Below are 16,192 nucleotides of genomic sequence, written 5' to 3' on the forward strand. Positions count from 1 at the left end.
CATATAATGGTATGCATTTCCATTTTTTGGATATAGCTTTTAATTATGGATTAGCTTTCCGCTGGAGGAGATTAACATGGCCAAAATGCGTGCAGTCGATGCAGCCGTACTTGTGCTGGAAAAAGAAGGGATCAATTGCGCATTCGGTGTGCCGGGCGCTGCGATCAACCCATTTTATTCTGCCATGAAGGCACGGGGTTCTATCCGTCACATTCTGGCGCGTCATGTTGAAGGCGCTTCGCACATGGCGGAAGGCTACACCCGCGCAAAGCATGGCAATATTGGCCTGTGCATCGGTACGTCCGGCCCGGCTGGTACAGACATGATTACCGGCCTTTATTCGGCCTCTGCCGATTCAATTCCAATCCTCTGCGTTACAGGCCAAGCCCCCCGCGCGCGCCTCGACAAAGAGGACTTTCAGGCAGTCGATATTGCCAAGATCGCGGCCCCCGTTACCAAATGGGCGGTCACGGTTATGGAGCCAGCACTGGTGCCTTTTGTTTTCCAGAAGGCTTTTCATATCATGAAGTCGGGTCGTCCCGGCCCGGTGTTGATCGATCTGCCGATCGATGTCCAGCTCGCCGAAATCGAGTTTGACATCGATACTTATCAGCCGATGGAAGCATATAAGCCCTCAGCCACCCGCGCCCAGGCCGAAAAGGCCATCGCGATGTTGAACGACGCGGAACATCCGTTAATCGTTGCAGGTGGCGGTATCATCAACGCCGATGCTTCCGATCTTCTGGTTGAATTTGCTGAAATCACCGGCATTCCGGTTATCCCGACCCTGATGGGCTGGGGCGTCATCCCTGATGATCACCGCCTGATGGCGGGCATGTGCGGTCTTCAAACCTCGCATCGCTACGGCAATGCAACGCTACTGGCCTCCGACATGGTGATCGGCATCGGAAACCGCTGGGCAAACCGTCATACCGGCAATGTCGATACCTATAAAAAAGATCGCAAATTTATCCATGTCGACATTGAACCAACCCAGATCGGCCGCGTTTTCGCACCGGATTTCGGGATTGTTTCGGATGCTGGCAAAGCCCTGAAACTGCTGCTGGATGTCGCCACCGAATGGAAAACCGCAGGCAAACTGCGCGACTGGTCTGGCTGGGCGCAGGAATGTGCTGAGCGCAAGAAAACCATGCTACGCAAAACGCATTTCGATCAGACACCATTGAAGCCGCAGCGTGTTTATGAGGAAATGAACAAGGCATTTGGCCGTGACACTTGCTATGTTACGACCATTGGTTTGAGCCAGATTGCCGGCGCGCAGTTCCTGCATGTTTATCGCCCGCGCAACTGGATCAATTGCGGTCAGGCAGGCCCATTGGGCTGGACATTGCCAGCTGCACTTGGGGTTCGCGCGGCCGATCCTGATCGTCCGATTGTTGCCCTGTCCGGCGATTATGACTTCCAGTTCATGATTGAGGAACTGGCGGTCGGCGCACAGCACAAGCTGCCTTACATTCATGTCGTCGTGAATAATTCCTATCTCGGTCTGATCCGTCAGGCGCAGCGCGGCTTTAATATGGATTTCGAGGTCAGTCTTGCATTCGATAACATTAATGCATCGGGTGATGCGGAAAAGGGTTACGGCGTCGATCATGTAGCGGTTGCCGAAGGCCTCGGCTGTAAGGCGATCCGCGTTCGAAGCCCGAACCAGTTCGCGGAAGGGTTCGAACAGGCAAAGGCGCTGATGGAAGAACATCAGGTGCCGGTCGTTCTCGAGTTCATCCTTGAGCGTGTCACCAATATTTCCATGGGCGCCGATATCGATCAGGTGGTCGAGTTCGAAGAACTGGCCGAGCGTGGCGAAGATGCGCCAACGGCGATTGCCATGCTGCTGGATTAAAAATGAGCAATTGCAGGAAAACTGTGAAGCGGTTTTCCCTTCGCAATTGCGTAGAAAAATAGAGGAGGCGGAAATGCCAAGATTTGCAGCCAATCTCACCATGCTTTTCAACGAAGTGCCGTTTATGGATCGGTTCGCTCTCGCCGCCAAAGCCGGTTTCACAGGGGTGGAATATCTCTTCCCCTATGACTTCAACCGCCATGAGCTGAAAGCTGCACTCGCCAAGCACAATTTGGCACAGGTGCTGCACAATCTGCCTGCGGGTAATTGGGGTGGCGGCGAGCGCGGTATCGCGGTTCTGCCGGATCGTATCGATGAATTCCGCCGCGGCGTCGCCGACGCGATTGACTATGCGACAGCACTTAACTGTTCGCAGGTCAATTGCCTTGCAGGCATTGCCCCCCAAGGTGTTGACCCGGATGTGTTGCGCGCAACCTTCGTCAGCAATCTCAGGCTTGCTGCAAAGGAACTTGGCAAGCACGGCATTCGCCTGCTGATCGAGCCGATCAATCACTATGATATTCCGGGCTTTTATCTCAATACGGTCGAACAGGCGGTGTCGATCATCGATGAGGTGGGCAGCAACAATCTGTTCATTCAATATGATCTTTATCACCAGCAGCGCACGCGCGGCGAACTGATTGCCACTTATGAACGCTACAAGCCGCTGATTGCCCACGTTCAGCTAGCCGATAATCCGGGCCGCAACGAACCGGGCACCGGCGAAATCAACTATCCATATGTGTTCGAAGCGTTGAAAAATGCTGGCTACAAGAGCTGGATCGGTTGCGAATATAAGCCAAAGACAACCACCGAGGAAGGACTTGGCTGGTTCAAACAGGATGAAGCCGAACGGCTTACCGCATAGGGGGAACGGTTATGACAAATATTGGTTTTATCGGGCTTGGCATCATGGGCAAGCCAATGGCGCAGCATTTGCAAAATGCAGGCCATCAGCTCTTTACTTCGAAGCACACGCAACCGCCGCACAAGGATTTGCTCGATGCAGGGCTGAGCGTTCTTGAAACGCCAAAGGCAGTCGCAGCCGAATGCGAGACAATCATTCTCATGTTGCCGGATACGCCACAGGTAGCGGACGTTCTGTTCAGCGAAAATGGTGTTGCCGAAGGTTTGGGCAAAGGCAAGACGCTCATCGATATGAGTTCGATTTCGCCGATTGAAACCAAGGAGTTTGCAAAGAAAGTCCGCGCAACCGGTGCCGAATATATCGATGCGCCTGTGTCTGGCGGCGAGGTTGGTGCGAAAAATGCCAGCCTTTCCATCATGGCAGGCGGTGCGCAGGATGCTTTTGACAAGGCGCTGCCACTGTTGAAACTCATGGGCAAAAATATCACGCTGGTAGGTGATTGCGGCGATGGCCAGACAACCAAGGTCGCCAATCAGATAATTGTCGCGCTCAATATTGAAGCCGTAGCCGAAGCGCTGGTCTTCGCGTCCAAAGCGGGGGCTGATCCAGCCAAGGTGCGCGAGGCACTGATGGGTGGATTCGCGTCATCGCGCATTCTGGAGGTGCATGGCGAACGCATGATCAAGCGCACATTCGATCCGGGTTTCCGAATTTCGCTGCACCAGAAGGATTTGAACCTTGCATTGCAGGGCGCAAAGGCTCTCGGCGTTTCGCTTCCAAACACCGCAACCGCACAGGAATTGTTCAATTCCTGTGCGGCACACGGCGATGATGGTCTCGATCATTCGGGACTGGTGCGCGCGCTGGAGCGCATGGCGAACCATGATGTTGCCTAGTCCCCAAGTTTGATTTCTCTGGAGGGGAGAGGGTGGAGCTGGTTATCTGGAGGGAGATGGCCGGCTCCATTGCTTTTATATGCGCAGCACGAAATAGTGCTGATTATCGCTTTCTTACGCGCATCTTATCCGAAAACCGTTTCACACTTTTCGGGATGCGCTCTAAAAACAATAATCAATACCGGGAATCTCATGACTGCTATCACCGATCCGAAGAAGTTTCTGACCAGTCTGTTCGATGCAGCGGTTGCGGCTGCTGATCCCGAACTGGTTATTCGCGCCAATCTGCCTGCCAAGCCCAAGGGCCGGACGATTGTGATTGGTGCAGGCAAGGGCTCGGCACAGATGGCAGCCGCTTTCGAGCGCGCATGGGCGGAGCGGCATGAGGGCGAGGACGCACCAATCGAAGGCATTGTCGTCACGCGCTATGGCTATGGCGCACCTTGCAAAACCATCGAGATCATTGAAGCATCGCACCCGGTGCCGGATGATGCCGGGCTTGCGGCCTCAAAACGGCTGTTCGATGCTGTGTCCAACCTCACCGAAGATGATCTTGTTGTGGCGCTTATTTCTGGTGGAGGCTCGGCTTTGCTGCCATCGCCGCCTGAAGGTCTGACACTTGCCGACGAGATTGCTGTCAACAAAGCTTTGCTTGCCTCTGGTGCGCCGATATCAGCCATGAATGCGGTGCGAAAACATCTGTCGACCATTAAAGGCGGGAGGCTGGCAGCGCATGCACATCCGGCAAAAGTCTTCTCGCTGGTGGTTTCCGATATTCCCGGCGACAATCCTGCCTTTGTCGCTTCAGGCCCAACCGTGCCTGATGCAACATCTCGCGATGATGCGCTCAAAATCATCGAACGTTACAAGCTTGAACTTCCCGATGCCGTGCTCACGCATATCAAAAGCGAGAAGGCTCATGCACCAAAGCCCGATGATAAAATCTTTGCCGATAACGAAGTGCGGGTGATTGCGTCCGCTGCTGTTTCGCTGGAAGCAGCCGTAAAGGAAGCCGAGCGTCATGGGGTCGAGGCGGTAATCCTGTCCGATTCAATGGAAGGTGAAGCACGCGAAGTAGCGCATGTTCATGCAGCAATCGCGCGCGAAGTGGCGGATCGTGATCGCCCATTCAAAAAACCGATTGTGCTGCTTTCCGGTGGTGAGACCACCGTGACCATCCGCGCCAAAGGCGGCAAGGGTGGCCGCAACAGCGAGTTTCTGCTGGCTTTTGCGCTCGATATTGATGGTTATGCGAATATTCACGCACTGGCGGCTGATACCGACGGCATCGATGGTTCGGAAGACAATGCCGGCGCGTTTGCAGATGGGAAAACGGTTTCGCGGCTGCAAAAGACTGGCGAAGATGGCGCGGCACGGCTTAACGCCAATGATGCATGGAGCGCATTTGACGCTATCGGTGATCTGTTCGTGCCGGGGCCAACCGGCACCAATGTAAATGATCTCCGCGCTATTCTGATAACGGGCTAGCGCTCAAGCAAAAGGGGGAGGGGGCGTTAAGTTATAACGACTCAGAATCCGTAATCGGGATTCTGTTATAACGATTCCTCCTTCTTTCCGGGAAAGCGGTCATCATCGATTAAAATGCGGTTGGCGGCGCCGTCGAGGTCTTCATACTGACCGTTTTTCAATGACCATAGAAAGCCTGCAAGGCCCAGAACACCCAGGCCAAGCGCAATAGGAATAAGGAAAAGCAGTCCGCTCATTTGTGCGCTTCCTTGAGAACAACAGCAGGTGCGACAGTGGTCTGCGCCTGCTGTTTTTGTTTTCCGGCCCTCAGCCGCATGGCGTTGCTGACAACCACAATAGAGGACAGCGACATCGAAAGTGCTGCCACCAATGGTGTCACATAACCAAAAATCGCAATCGGCACAGCAATGATATTATAGCCGATGGAAAGTGCAAAGTTCTGGCTGATTAACCGGCCTGCTTCTTTTGACACGGCAAAAGCCAGCGGCACGGCAGCGAGGCTTTCGCGCAGGAATACGAAATCGGCAGCGTTACGGCCAATATCCGCAGCGGTTGCCGGCGCCATTGAAACATGCGCTGCGACAAGGGCGGGGGCGTCATTAAGACCGTCACCGACCATCAGCACTTTACGACCATTGCTGGTCAGTTCCTGCACAAGCTGTGACTTGTCCGCAGGCAGCACTTCGCCGCGATAGGTATCGACACCAAGATAACCGGCAAGCTTTTTCACTGCAGGCAATTTATCGCCGGAAATGATTTCCAGCTTCAAGCCATTGCGTTTCAGCGCGCCGATGGCGCTCGCTGCATCTTCGCGCGGCTGATCTTCAAAGCGGAAAGTTTGAACCAGCTTGCCATCGATGGAGAGGCAGGTTTCTGGACCATCGGAAGCAGCAGCATTTGCATCGCTGTCCGCCCATTCGCGCTTGCCAAGCCGATAGATTGTGCCGTTCAGTTCGGCTTCAATACCAGCGCCCGGAATTTCCTCAATTCGGGTGAAGGCGGTCATTGGCTTTGCGCCTGAAAACAGCGCAAGCGCTCGCGAAAGCGGATGGCGCGAATAAAGAGAAAGCTCAGACGCGATCTCGAGATTGTTCGGGTTGATTGCATCAAGATCGATCAGGCGGGCCTGACCAAGTGTTAGCGTACCGGTTTTGTCGAATACGGCGGTATCGATCTCGGCCATACGTTCCATGGCAGAGCCGTCCTTGATCATGATGCCGTTTTCAAACAGGCGACGGGCTGCCACCACCTGAACGATTGGCACCGCAAGCGCCAGTGCACAGGGGCAGGTGATGATGAGCGTGCAGATCGCAATATAGATCGAGCGATACCAGTCGCCGCCGGTATAGATCATCCAACCGACAAAGGCCGCAAAAGCAATCGTATGCACCATCGGCACATAAAGTTCCGAGGCCCGGTCAGCGAGACGGCGATAAAAAGCGCGGCCACCTTCAGCGACATCCATCAGACGCACCATTTCAGCAAGGAAGGAATCCTTGGCTTCAGCGGTTGCGCGAATGACGAGCGGGGCGGAGAGGTTCATGGTTCCCGCACGAATATCCGAGCCGGGACCGACTGGAACCGCATCGCTTTCGCCTGATGCAATCGCGCAATCAAGCTCTGAACGGCCGTCTTCGACTTTTGCATCAACAGGCACACGTTCGCCAGCGGCAAGGATGATCCGCTGACCTATGCGGATTTCATTGACCGGTAGATAGTTGCGTTCGTCATTATCGCCAATCACCACGGCACCACGCGGGCTTAACTGGGCAAGACCTCGCACGGCGGAGCGTGCGCGTGCGCGCATCAGGTAATCGAGCGTGCGGCCAATCAGCAGGAAGAACAACAGCGAGACAGAAGCGTCGAAATAAGCGTGCTGACCATGGTTCATCGTCTCATAAACGCTCATGCCGAAGGCAAGCGAAATGGCGAGCGCAATCGGCACATCCATGTTCACGCGACGGGTGCGCAGCGCATTCCAGGCGGAAACATAGAAAATCCGGCCCGAATAAATCAGCGTCGGCAGTGCGATCAGGCCGGAAATCCAGTGAAACATATCGCGGGTGGCGGCATCCGCACCCGACCAGACCGCAACCGACAACAGCATCACATTGCTCGACGCAAAGGCTGCAACACCAAGCGCGATTAACAGCCGCGTAAAGGTCGGATCCTTGTCCTGCACCATATCGAAAATATGCGCTTCATAACCGAGACGGCGCAGCGGATCGACCACATCAGGCGGTGTCTCTCCATCCTTCCAGCGAATGGTGACACGACGCGCTGTCAGGTTGACGCGGACATAGGCAACACCGCTGATTTTGCCGAGCGTATCTTCGATCGTCTTGATGCAAAGGCCGCAGTGAACACCGGGAACCGAGAGATCGAGCTGGCGCAAACCATCGCCGAGCGCACGACTTGCAACCTGCATTTCATCCGGCGAAACGGCCTGAATGACGGTGGCTATCTGTGCATTTTCAACGCAGCAACTCATAAGATCCTCCCGTCCTTCACCAGAACACGGATGATGTGGCGATAAGGGTCGTCGAGGCCGTAATCTTTACTGGCGTCGGCATTGACTTCCATGATCCACGCGCCTTCGCCAAGCTCAAGCGGTGCGGTCAGAACACCTTCTTCCGCAACAGTGAGAGAGACTTTGGTGTCATGCACATCGCCGACCGGGCGTTTGAAGTCGACGGTGCCGCCGGTCAAAGTAACGGCCTTGCCTTCACGGTCGGTCAGGCGCCATGTAAATACACCTTCTGCGAAGGTCGGCTGTGACTGCCATTGAAGCGCCGCCTGTTCTTTGCCGGTCTCGGCTTTGTCGTTGAACTCCTGACTTGCGACATAGGTGTTCTTGACAACAAGTCCGCTCCAGCTGCTGACGGCCTTGTAAGCCATCGTGACGTTGACGGCGATAATGACGCCGAAGAATGCAACCATGATGCCCAGCATGTGCCATCCGGTGAATGCGCCTGAAGTCTTCGTTTTCACTGACATTATCTGCCCTCCGGAGCCATGAAGGTTGCTTTGTAGCGCGCGTGTTCTGCGCCGTCCGCATCACGCACTTCGATTTCGTAATCCTTGCGGTTCTCGGTGATTGCGCTATGCGGCATGGTCACGAAAACGCGCAGAGTTTTCAGGCGATCCGGTTCGACCGGAACATCGTAATTGCCATCGGCATCGGGTGTCTCGTCCTGAACCGTGATTTCCGCCCCCGGCAAACCTTCGATCGAAAGCCGGAAAGTACGCGGAACCGGGATCATGTTGAGCAGCTTGACCGTATAACCGTTACGGATCGAACCATCGGACAACAACACATATTGCGGCGTCCGGTCGTGCAGCACATTGATGCCGATCCGCTGACGCATGGAAAGCGAGATCACCAGCGTCAGGCCGATAAGCGCCCAGACAATGAAATAGAAGATACTGCGCGGGCGCAGCACTTTCTTCCAGGAAAGCTTCTGCACCTTATCCGAGAACGTATTCGGTGCTTTGTAGACGCGGGCAGGGTCAATGGTTGCAGTGCCGTCATTTGTGGCAAGCGCCATATTGAAATTGTAATCAGCAAGCGTCGCATAGGAAATGAGGCCGCGTTCCTTGCCAACCTTGTCCATCACACTGTCGCAGGCATCGATGCAAAGCGCACAGGTGATGCATTCAAGCTGTTGCCCGTCGCGAATATCGATACCCATAGGGCAGGCGGCAACGCAGGCGTTGCAATCCACGCAATCGCCCACGGTTTCGCCCGCAGCAATTGCCTTCTTGGAATGGCGTGAACGTGGTTCACCGCGCCAGTCATTGTAGGTGACGGTGAGCGAATTCTCATCGAGCATTGCTGCCTGAATACGTGGCCAGGGGCACATATAGGTGCAGACCTGTTCGCGCATCAGACCGCCAAAAATATAAGTCGTAGCGGTGAGGATCGCGACGGTCATATAGGCGACGGGCGCGGCATGGCCGGTCACAAAATCCATCAGCAGCGTTGGCGCATCGGCAAAATAGAAGATCCACGCACCACCCGTCAGAACGCCGATCAGCAGCCAGACCGCGTGTTTGGTCACGCGCTTCCAGACCTTGTCGAAGCTCCATGGGGCCTTATCGAGCTTCATGCGTGCATTGCGGTCGCCTTCGATGGCGCGCTCGACAACCAGATAGAGATCAACCCAGACGGTCTGCGGGCAGGTATAGCCGCACCATGCGCGGCCCGCGACAGAGGTGACAAGAAACAGACCAAGGCCCGCCATGATAAGCAGGCCCGCCACGTAGTAGAATTCCTGTGGCCAGATTTCGATGAAGAAGAAATAGAAACGGCGGTTGGCAAGATCGATCAAGACCGCCTGATCCGGTGCATAAGGCCCGCGATCCCAGCGCAGCCAAGGCGTCAGATAGTAGATCCCCAATGTGATGAGCATGACGAGCCACTTGAAGCGCCGGAACTGACCCTGAACGCGCTTCGGAAATATTTTCACCCGCGCCGCATAAAGCGACTGGCGGATCTTGGGGGAATTGACTGCCTGAACGTCTATCCGTTCGACATCATCTGACATTTGCCTTGCTCCTGAAGCATGATGCCGGACAGACAGAAGCTGGCTTGCCGGTCATATCACGCTTGCAATGATTGAGAGCGGGGTGGTTATTCGCCGTCCGTTCTGATGCATTTCCAGTTCGGCTGGCCCTGCTTTTCCGTCTAAGCGGGGCCAGTTACTTTTATTCACGCACATCCCGAAAACCGGTTCCGACTTTTCGGGGTGTGCTTGTGTGTTATTCGCCACCACCAAGCGAGTGGACGAAGATTGCGAGCTGTTTAACCGTCGCATCACCAAGGCGCGCTTCCCAGGCAGGCATTACGCCATGCTTTGGATGAGAGACCTGGCGGGCAATGGCGTCTTCACCAGAACCATAGAACCAGATCGCGTCGGTGAGGTTTGGTGCGCCGAACTCGCGCATACCCTTGGCATCGCCGCCATGACAGACCGCACAGTTTTCGCTGAAGACCTTCTGGCCTTCTGGAATCATAGCGGGATCATGGGGTGTACCGGAAAGGCTGACCACATAGGCTGCCACTTCACGCACCTGCTGTGGTTCGAGAACATCAGCAAAAGCAGGCATCTCGGAAACACGGGTTTCACTGTCGTCAGGCGAGCGAACACCATGACGAATGGTCGTCAGAATGTCGTCAACCGAGCCGCCCCACAGCCAATCGTCATCGTTCAGGTTCGGATAGCCGGGTGCTCCCTGCGCACCAGAGCCATGGCACTGTACGCAATTGACGCGGAACGCTGCAGCGCCGCCTGCAATCGCATATTGGCGCAGATTTTCATCCGCCAGAATCTCATGCACATCCTTGGCCTTGATCTGGTCGATGATACCCTGACGACCGGCAGCAATCTCTGCGTTTTCTTTCCAGAAATCGCCGCGGCTCGACCAACCGATCAAGCCAGCCGTTGAGTTGGAAATCAGCGGCCATGCCGGATAAGCGATCACATAGGCAAGAGCCCAGACAATCGTTGCGTAGAAGGTCCACAGCCACCAGCGTGGCATTGGATTGTCAAGTTCCCTGATACCGTCCCATTCATGGCCGGTGGTCTCAACGCCACTGACTTCATCAATCTGTTTGTCAGTCATTTTTCTCGTCCTTGAATGGAATTTCTTTCGCTTCATCAGCCTTCTTTTTGCTTCCCGGACGGAAGGCAAAAAGAATGACAAAGACAAAGAAGAGAGCCATGGCAAGCAGGCCCCAGCTATCGGCGAAAGTGCGTAGGGTATTGTAATCCATCGCTAAATCTCCGCTTTATCTTGCTTTGGGGGACTGATCGTAGGTCGAGAAGTCAACGAGGGTGCCGAGCATCTGCAGATAGGCGATCAGCGCGTCCATCTCCGAAATGACCTGCGGGTTGCCGTCAAAATCGCCAAGGCGTGCCTTGGGATAACGACCCTCGATGCCCGACGTATCGGCGTTTGGATCGGCCTGTGCCTGAAGGTCAGCCAGCGCGTTGTCGACCATCTCCTGCGTGTACGGAACGCCGACCGCCACATTGGCCTTCAGATTGGCTGCAATATTGTTGGCATCAAGCGGACGGTCCTTCAGGAAGGCATAGCTTGGCATGACCGATTCCGGCACCACGTCACGCGGGCGGATAAGGTGCTGTACGTGCCATTCATTGGAATAACGACCGCCAACGCGCGCAAGGTCAGGCCCTGTGCGTTTTGAGCCCCACTGGAACGAATGGTCGTACATGGATTCAGCCGCCAGAGAGTAATGGCCGTAGCGCTCCACTTCATCGCGGAACGGACGGATCATCTGACTGTGGCAGAGGTAGCAGCCTTCACGCACATAGATGTCGCGGCCCGCGAGTTCCAACGGTGAATAGGGACGCATCCCTTCCACCTTCTCGATAGTATTTTCGAGATAGAACAGCGGTGCGATTTCAACGATGCCACCGACCGTTACCACGGCAAGCGAAGCAATCAGCAGCAGCGTTGCATTTCTCTCCAGCTTGGAGTGTTTTTTGAGGATAGACATAAATCACACTCCTTATTCGGCTGGCTGCATTGTGGCGCCAGCAGCAGGCCGGGCACCGCCCATAGGGGCTTCTTTGCGCAGGTTGCCGCGAATGGTCTGGTAGACGTTCCATGCCATGACCAGTCCACCGGCGAGGTAAAGCAGACCGCCTGCAGTACGGATCACGTAGTAAGGGAACATGGCGAGCACGGTTTCGGCGAAGGAATAGACGAGGAAACCCTGATCGTCGTATTCGCGCCACATCAGACCCTGCTGGATACCTGCAACCCACATGGCGGCGGCGTAGAGCACGATGCCAAGTGTTGCGAGCCAGAAGTGCCAGTTGACCATGCGGATCGAGTAGAGGCGTTCACGGTCCCACAGCTTTGGTGTGAGGTAGTAAACGGCTGCAAAGGTAATCATGCCGTTCCAGCCCAGCGCACCCGCATGAACGTGACCAATGGTCCAGTCAGTGTAGTGGGAGAGCGAGTTGACTGCCTTGATCGACAGCATCGGACCCTCAAAGGTCGCCATGCCGTAGAAGGCAATAGCTGCAACCATCAGACGGATGATCGGGTCGGTACGAACCTTGTCCCATGCGCCAGAAAGCGTCATCAGACCGTTGATCATGCCACCCCACGAAGGCATCCAGAGCATGATCGAGAACACCATGCCGAGCGTCTGTGCCCAATCGGGAACAGCGGTATAATGAAGATGGTGTGGGCCAGCCCAGATGTAGAGGAAGATGATCGACCAGAAGTGCACGATCGACAGGCGGTAGGAATAAACCGGACGCTCTGCCTGCTTGGGCACGAAGTAATACATCATCGCAAGGAATGGCACGGTCAGGAAGAACGCAACCGCATTATGGCCATACCACCACTGGGTCACGGCATCCTGCACGCCTGCGAAAGCCGAATAGCTCTTCACGCCGAGGAACGATACCGGGATCGCCAGATTATTGATGATGTGCAACATGGCGATTGTGATGATGAAGGACAGGTAGAACCAGTTTGCCACATAGATATGCGGCTCTTTGCGCTTCAATACCGTGCCGAGGAAGACGACGAGATAGGCGACCCAGACGATGGTGAGCCAGATATCGACATACCATTCCGGTTCAGCATATTCGCGGCTCTGGGTAATCCCAAGCAGATAGCCGGTTGCAGCCATCACGATGAAAAGCTGATATCCCCAGAACACGAACCAGGCCAGATCACCACCGATCAGGCGCGCGCGACAGGTGCGCTGCACGACATAGAACGACGAAGCGATCAGGATATTGCCGCCGAATGCAAAAACAACCGCTGAAGTGTGCAGCGGGCGCAGACGACCGAAGTTCAGATAGGGTTCAAAGTTGAGATCGGGGAAGGCAAGCTGGGCTGCGATAACCACACCGACCAGAAAGCCAACCACACCCCAGAAGACCGTTGCGATCACGCCGTAGCGGATCGGTCCGTCCATATAGGTGGACTGATCGACCTTCTTTGGCGCAAGGCCGTAATCGGCATTGCGCATCAGCAAGATGGTGAAGATGGCGAGTGTAGCGAACAGAATCCACATATGGGTTCTGAACAACTCATCATGAGAAAATCCGGCCAGAAGCACAGCAAAAAGTGCTCCCAGACCAGACAGGACTGTTCCAGCGGCGTAGTTCATTTAATCCCCTCGCAGCGCAAGTCAGAAGCTGTCTGAGTAACGACAGCTATAGCGATGCCTTTCTATCGGCTCTCTACGAGAGGGTGTCATTGATCTAAATCAAAGAGCTCTAATCGGACCTGCGACGAATTGGGAGTTTTCCGGGAAATCAGGCGATGTCAGTTTCCGGCACCAGATGGATCAGAACGTCCACTTTGCTGATCTTGTAGCCAGCAGGCGGAGCGGGCAGCGGGCCAATGCCGATATCGTCTGTTGCAATGTCGATGATCTGGTCTTCGTCGTGGATGTAGAAATGTGCGTGGTCGCCAGTATCCGTATCGAAATAGGTACGTTCGCCATGCAGGCTTATCTTGCGGACAAGGCCCGCATCGGAAAATTGATTGAGCGTGTTGTAAACCGTTGCAACGGATAGCTTCTCGCCCAGCAGTAATGCTTCTTCATTCAGCATATCCGGGGTCACGTGCCGGTGTTTCTCCGTGAAAAGCATACATCCTAACGCAATACGCTGACGGGTCGGGCGTAACCCGGCCCGTCTTAAAATCGCTTTGACTGCTGTTGTCTGCTGCTTGGCCCATTCCTTGTCAGAACGAGGGACGGTTTCTGGCAAGAGCTGCGCGGCTTTAGGCCCAGATCGAGGATTAAACAGCATGAACAGTCTCGGCTTCTTTAATCAAAAGCTATGTCTGAAATCTGAATGAATATTCTGACCTTAATTGCAAATGATTTGCAGTTGCATAATACGCCGAAAGCCTGACCCGTCAACCTACACAGGCGGGAATTTATGTCGCAGCCTGAGCAGGGATGATGAGGAGGGCGCGCAAGCCACCTTCAGAACGATTATGAAGCTGCACTTCACCGCCCATACGCGTTGCCGCCATCTTCACGATGGCCAGACCCAGACCGCTGCCATTTTCGCTTCTATTGGCACCGCGATAAAAGCGCTCGGTCACATAAGCCATGTCTTCCGGCGGAATGCCGGGGCCATCATCTTCGACAGTGAAAACAACCTGATCATCAGCCTTTTCGAGACTGCATCGCACAGACCCGCCTTGAGGCGAATGATTGACGGCATTCTCGATCAGATTACGCATGGCAAGTGTGAAGAGATGCGGATATTGCATCGTCACAAGCGGCAGATTGCCGGGCAGCTCGATCTTCACGCCCCGATGTGCGGCAAGCATACGCATGTCGGTCGAGATCGAAACAAGCAGCTGACAGGCTGGCTCCGGCGATGGTGGCTCCATTTCATCACCAGTCTCAAGGGCTGCAAGGTCCAGCAGCTGATTGACGAGACGGCTGGTGCGATCAACACCCGATGCAATTTGGCGTACTGCATTGAGGCGCATGGCGTCGTCTTTGGCACCCTCGGCGATCTGTGCCTGTGTCTTGAGGCCTGCAAGCGGCGTCTTCAATTCGTGCGCTGCAAAGATCGCAAAATTGCGCTCGCGCTCGCGGGCTTCTTCCACACGATGGAACAGATCATTCAAAGCCGAAACCACCGGGCTGATTTCGGACGGCAACTTCTCTTCCGAAAGCGGTCGCAAATCCCGCGCATCGCGTTTGGATAAAGTGCCGGCGAGACTGCTCAACGGATCAAGCCCGCGCCGGACGCAAAGCCAGATCAGGATAGCAAGAATTGGAAGCAGGAGCAGGGCAGGCAGCACCACACCCGTCACCACGTTTTGCACAAGCCGCTCTCGCACTGATAGGCTGTCGCCCACCATCACACGCAGCCCGAGCTTTGTATTTTCAACCGCAAACACCCGCCAGCGGTCCCCAGCAACAACTGTATCTGAAAAGCCATTGGCCACATCGGTCAGGCGTTCACCCGGTGCGCTTTCGGACCGTCCAACAAGTCTGCCGTCGATTGCCCAGATCTGGCAGAAAAGCTGGCGATCATAATGGGGAAAATCATCCATCGGCTTGAGTGAAAGCTGTCCGCCGTCGCCATCGGGATTAACCTCAACGCGCCGCTCGATCAAAAGCGAATTGACCATACGAGCCGCTTCCATGAGGCGCGCATCCAGCACTTTTTCAAGTCGCGATTGGGTACTCACATGAATCCAGATAACGGCGAACAACCAGACAAGACAGGTGATGCCGATCAATATACCGGTCAGGCGACTGCGAATGGAGTTCATGCTTGCTCCCTCGCAAGCCGGTAGCCGACACCGCGCACTGTCTCGATGAAGCCTGAACCAAGCTTGGATCGCAGATGATGGATATGCACCTCGACCGCGTTGCTTTCGACTTCTTCCTGCCAGCCATAAAGCGCTTCTTCAAGCGATGACTTGGAGATTGTCGCCGTTGGACGTTCCATTAAACTACGCAATATCGAAAACTCACGGCGGGTCAGGCGGAGCGGCTCACCCTTGTACTGCACCGACATTTCAGCCGGATCGAGTTCCACGCCCTGCCATTCAAGCGTGCTACTTGCGCGCCCTGTGCCGCGCCGAGCAATGGCACGCACACGCGCTGCGAGTTCATGGAGATCAAACGGCTTGCCAACATAGTCGTCAGCGCCTGCATCAAGTCCTGCGATACGTTCCGGTACCTGATCGCGGGCGGTCAGCAACAGAACTGGCGTATCATCGCGGGCCTGTCGCATGGACTTCAGAATGTCGAGACCAGAGCCATCCGGCAGCATCAGATCAAGCACAACCGCGTTGTAATTCTGGGCAGCAAGGGCGGCCTCTGCATCTCCACAGTTTGCAACGGCATCCACGGTGAATCCGGCTAATCCCAGACCCACGGAAAGTCCGTCGAGCAGGATTGCATCGTCTTCAACCACCAGAATGCGCATGTGTCTTCCTGTTTCCGCCTTGTTTCATCTGTAAGCGGCTTCTCGCTTTGCCAGCTTAAGGCTGCCTTAAGGTGACGACAGCATTTGCTTTTTACAACCTAAACTATTTTGCACG

At 55.0% G+C, this 16,192-nt stretch carries 15 protein-coding genes; 4 read left to right on the forward strand and 11 right to left on the reverse strand.

Annotated features, from left to right (window positions below):
• The first annotated feature begins 76 nt into the window (after positions 1–76).
• The 4 genes from gcl (at position 77) to CEV34_RS09160 (ending at position 5,113) form a co-directional block, all read left to right on the forward strand.
• Positions 77–1,861 (forward strand): glyoxylate carboligase, encoded by a 1,785-nt coding sequence (gcl, locus tag CEV34_RS09145; RefSeq protein ID WP_094543526.1) that lies wholly within the window; start codon positions 77–79, stop codon positions 1,859–1,861.
• Positions 1,862–1,934: 73 nt separating this feature from the next.
• Positions 1,935–2,729: a hydroxypyruvate isomerase gene (gene hyi, locus CEV34_RS09150; protein ID WP_007873593.1), complete on the forward strand. Its 795-nt coding sequence runs from the start codon at positions 1,935–1,937 to the stop codon at positions 2,727–2,729.
• A gap of 11 nt (positions 2,730–2,740) precedes the next feature.
• Entirely contained in the window at positions 2,741–3,625 is an 885-nt protein-coding gene (locus CEV34_RS09155) for a 2-hydroxy-3-oxopropionate reductase (protein WP_007873594.1), read from the forward strand.
• Between the two features lie 192 nt (positions 3,626–3,817).
• The gene (locus CEV34_RS09160; RefSeq protein ID WP_007873595.1) at positions 3,818–5,113 is read left to right on the forward strand and encodes a glycerate kinase type-2 family protein; all 1,296 of its coding nucleotides are present in this window, start codon (positions 3,818–3,820) and stop codon (positions 5,111–5,113) included.
• Positions 5,114–5,178: 65 nt separating this feature from the next.
• Here the strand turns inward: CEV34_RS09160 and ccoS are convergent, their stop codons facing one another.
• From ccoS to CEV34_RS09215, 11 genes are all read right to left on the reverse strand, one after another.
• A complete protein-coding gene (ccoS, locus tag CEV34_RS09165; protein ID WP_007873596.1) occupies positions 5,179–5,349 on the reverse strand; it encodes a cbb3-type cytochrome oxidase assembly protein CcoS in 171 nt (56 codons plus the stop codon).
• Entirely contained in the window at positions 5,346–7,604 is a 2,259-nt protein-coding gene (locus CEV34_RS09170) for a cation-translocating P-type ATPase (protein ID WP_007873598.1), read from the reverse strand. The genes ccoS and CEV34_RS09170 overlap by 4 nt, the downstream gene beginning before the upstream one ends.
• On the reverse strand, positions 7,601–8,110 hold the full coding sequence (locus CEV34_RS09175; RefSeq protein WP_007873600.1) for a FixH family protein: 510 nt from the start codon (positions 8,108–8,110) through the stop codon (positions 7,601–7,603). The genes CEV34_RS09170 and CEV34_RS09175 overlap by 4 nt, the downstream gene beginning before the upstream one ends.
• The gene (gene ccoG, locus CEV34_RS09180; RefSeq protein ID WP_007873602.1) at positions 8,110–9,660 is read right to left on the reverse strand and encodes a cytochrome c oxidase accessory protein CcoG; all 1,551 of its coding nucleotides are present in this window, start codon (positions 9,658–9,660) and stop codon (positions 8,110–8,112) included. Before ccoG ends, CEV34_RS09175 begins: the two co-directional genes overlap by 1 nt.
• A gap of 214 nt (positions 9,661–9,874) precedes the next feature.
• Entirely contained in the window at positions 9,875–10,738 is an 864-nt protein-coding gene (gene ccoP / locus CEV34_RS09185) for a cytochrome-c oxidase, cbb3-type subunit III (protein WP_007873603.1), read from the reverse strand.
• Entirely contained in the window at positions 10,731–10,889 is a 159-nt protein-coding gene (locus tag CEV34_RS09190) for a CcoQ/FixQ family Cbb3-type cytochrome c oxidase assembly chaperone (RefSeq protein WP_007873604.1), read from the reverse strand. The genes ccoP and CEV34_RS09190 overlap by 8 nt, the downstream gene beginning before the upstream one ends.
• Positions 10,890–10,904: 15 nt before the next feature.
• Complete coding sequence (ccoO, locus tag CEV34_RS09195; RefSeq protein WP_007873605.1) at positions 10,905–11,636, reverse strand: cytochrome-c oxidase, cbb3-type subunit II; 732 nt, start codon at positions 11,634–11,636, stop codon at positions 10,905–10,907.
• Between the two features lie 12 nt (positions 11,637–11,648).
• Positions 11,649–13,274, reverse strand: a complete 1,626-nt coding sequence (gene ccoN / locus CEV34_RS09200) for a cytochrome-c oxidase, cbb3-type subunit I (RefSeq protein WP_007873607.1) — start codon at positions 13,272–13,274, stop codon at positions 11,649–11,651.
• A gap of 148 nt (positions 13,275–13,422) precedes the next feature.
• Complete coding sequence (gene irrA, locus CEV34_RS09205; protein WP_083898622.1) at positions 13,423–13,923, reverse strand: iron response transcriptional regulator IrrA; 501 nt, start codon at positions 13,921–13,923, stop codon at positions 13,423–13,425.
• Between the two features lie 130 nt (positions 13,924–14,053).
• The gene (locus tag CEV34_RS09210; RefSeq protein WP_007873614.1) at positions 14,054–15,415 is read right to left on the reverse strand and encodes an ATP-binding protein; all 1,362 of its coding nucleotides are present in this window, start codon (positions 15,413–15,415) and stop codon (positions 14,054–14,056) included.
• Positions 15,412–16,077, reverse strand: a complete 666-nt coding sequence (locus CEV34_RS09215; protein ID WP_007873615.1) for a response regulator — start codon at positions 16,075–16,077, stop codon at positions 15,412–15,414. The genes CEV34_RS09210 and CEV34_RS09215 overlap by 4 nt, the downstream gene beginning before the upstream one ends.
• Between the last annotated feature and the right edge of the window lie 115 nt (positions 16,078–16,192).

Origin of the sequence: Brucella pseudogrignonensis, assembly GCF_002252525.1 — a bacterium.
Classification (GTDB): domain Bacteria; phylum Pseudomonadota; class Alphaproteobacteria; order Rhizobiales; family Rhizobiaceae; genus Brucella; species Brucella pseudogrignonensis.

Coding starts and splice junctions, on each gene's coding strand:
- irrA (WP_083898622.1), bottom strand. CDS start 13,923: ATGCTGTTTAATCCTCGATCTGGGCCTAAAGCCGCGCAGCTCTTGCCA.
- CEV34_RS09190 (WP_007873604.1), bottom strand. CDS start 10,889: ATGGATTACAATACCCTACGCACTTTCGCCGATAGCTGGGGCCTGCTT.
- CEV34_RS09170 (WP_007873598.1), bottom strand. CDS start 7,604: ATGAGTTGCTGCGTTGAAAATGCACAGATAGCCACCGTCATTCAGGCC.
- ccoN (WP_007873607.1), bottom strand. CDS start 13,274: ATGAACTACGCCGCTGGAACAGTCCTGTCTGGTCTGGGAGCACTTTTT.
- CEV34_RS09175 (WP_007873600.1), bottom strand. CDS start 8,110: ATGTCAGTGAAAACGAAGACTTCAGGCGCATTCACCGGATGGCACATG.
- CEV34_RS09215 (WP_007873615.1), bottom strand. CDS start 16,077: ATGCGCATTCTGGTGGTTGAAGACGATGCAATCCTGCTCGACGGACTT.
- ccoG (WP_007873602.1), bottom strand. CDS start 9,660: ATGTCAGATGATGTCGAACGGATAGACGTTCAGGCAGTCAATTCCCCC.
- ccoO (WP_007873605.1), bottom strand. CDS start 11,636: ATGTCTATCCTCAAAAAACACTCCAAGCTGGAGAGAAATGCAACGCTG.
- CEV34_RS09160 (WP_007873595.1), top strand. CDS start 3,818: ATGACTGCTATCACCGATCCGAAGAAGTTTCTGACCAGTCTGTTCGAT.
- CEV34_RS09155 (WP_007873594.1), top strand. CDS start 2,741: ATGACAAATATTGGTTTTATCGGGCTTGGCATCATGGGCAAGCCAATG.
- ccoS (WP_007873596.1), bottom strand. CDS start 5,349: ATGAGCGGACTGCTTTTCCTTATTCCTATTGCGCTTGGCCTGGGTGTT.
- CEV34_RS09210 (WP_007873614.1), bottom strand. CDS start 15,415: ATGAACTCCATTCGCAGTCGCCTGACCGGTATATTGATCGGCATCACC.
- ccoP (WP_007873603.1), bottom strand. CDS start 10,738: ATGACTGACAAACAGATTGATGAAGTCAGTGGCGTTGAGACCACCGGC.
- hyi (WP_007873593.1), top strand. CDS start 1,935: ATGCCAAGATTTGCAGCCAATCTCACCATGCTTTTCAACGAAGTGCCG.
- gcl (WP_094543526.1), top strand. CDS start 77: ATGGCCAAAATGCGTGCAGTCGATGCAGCCGTACTTGTGCTGGAAAAA.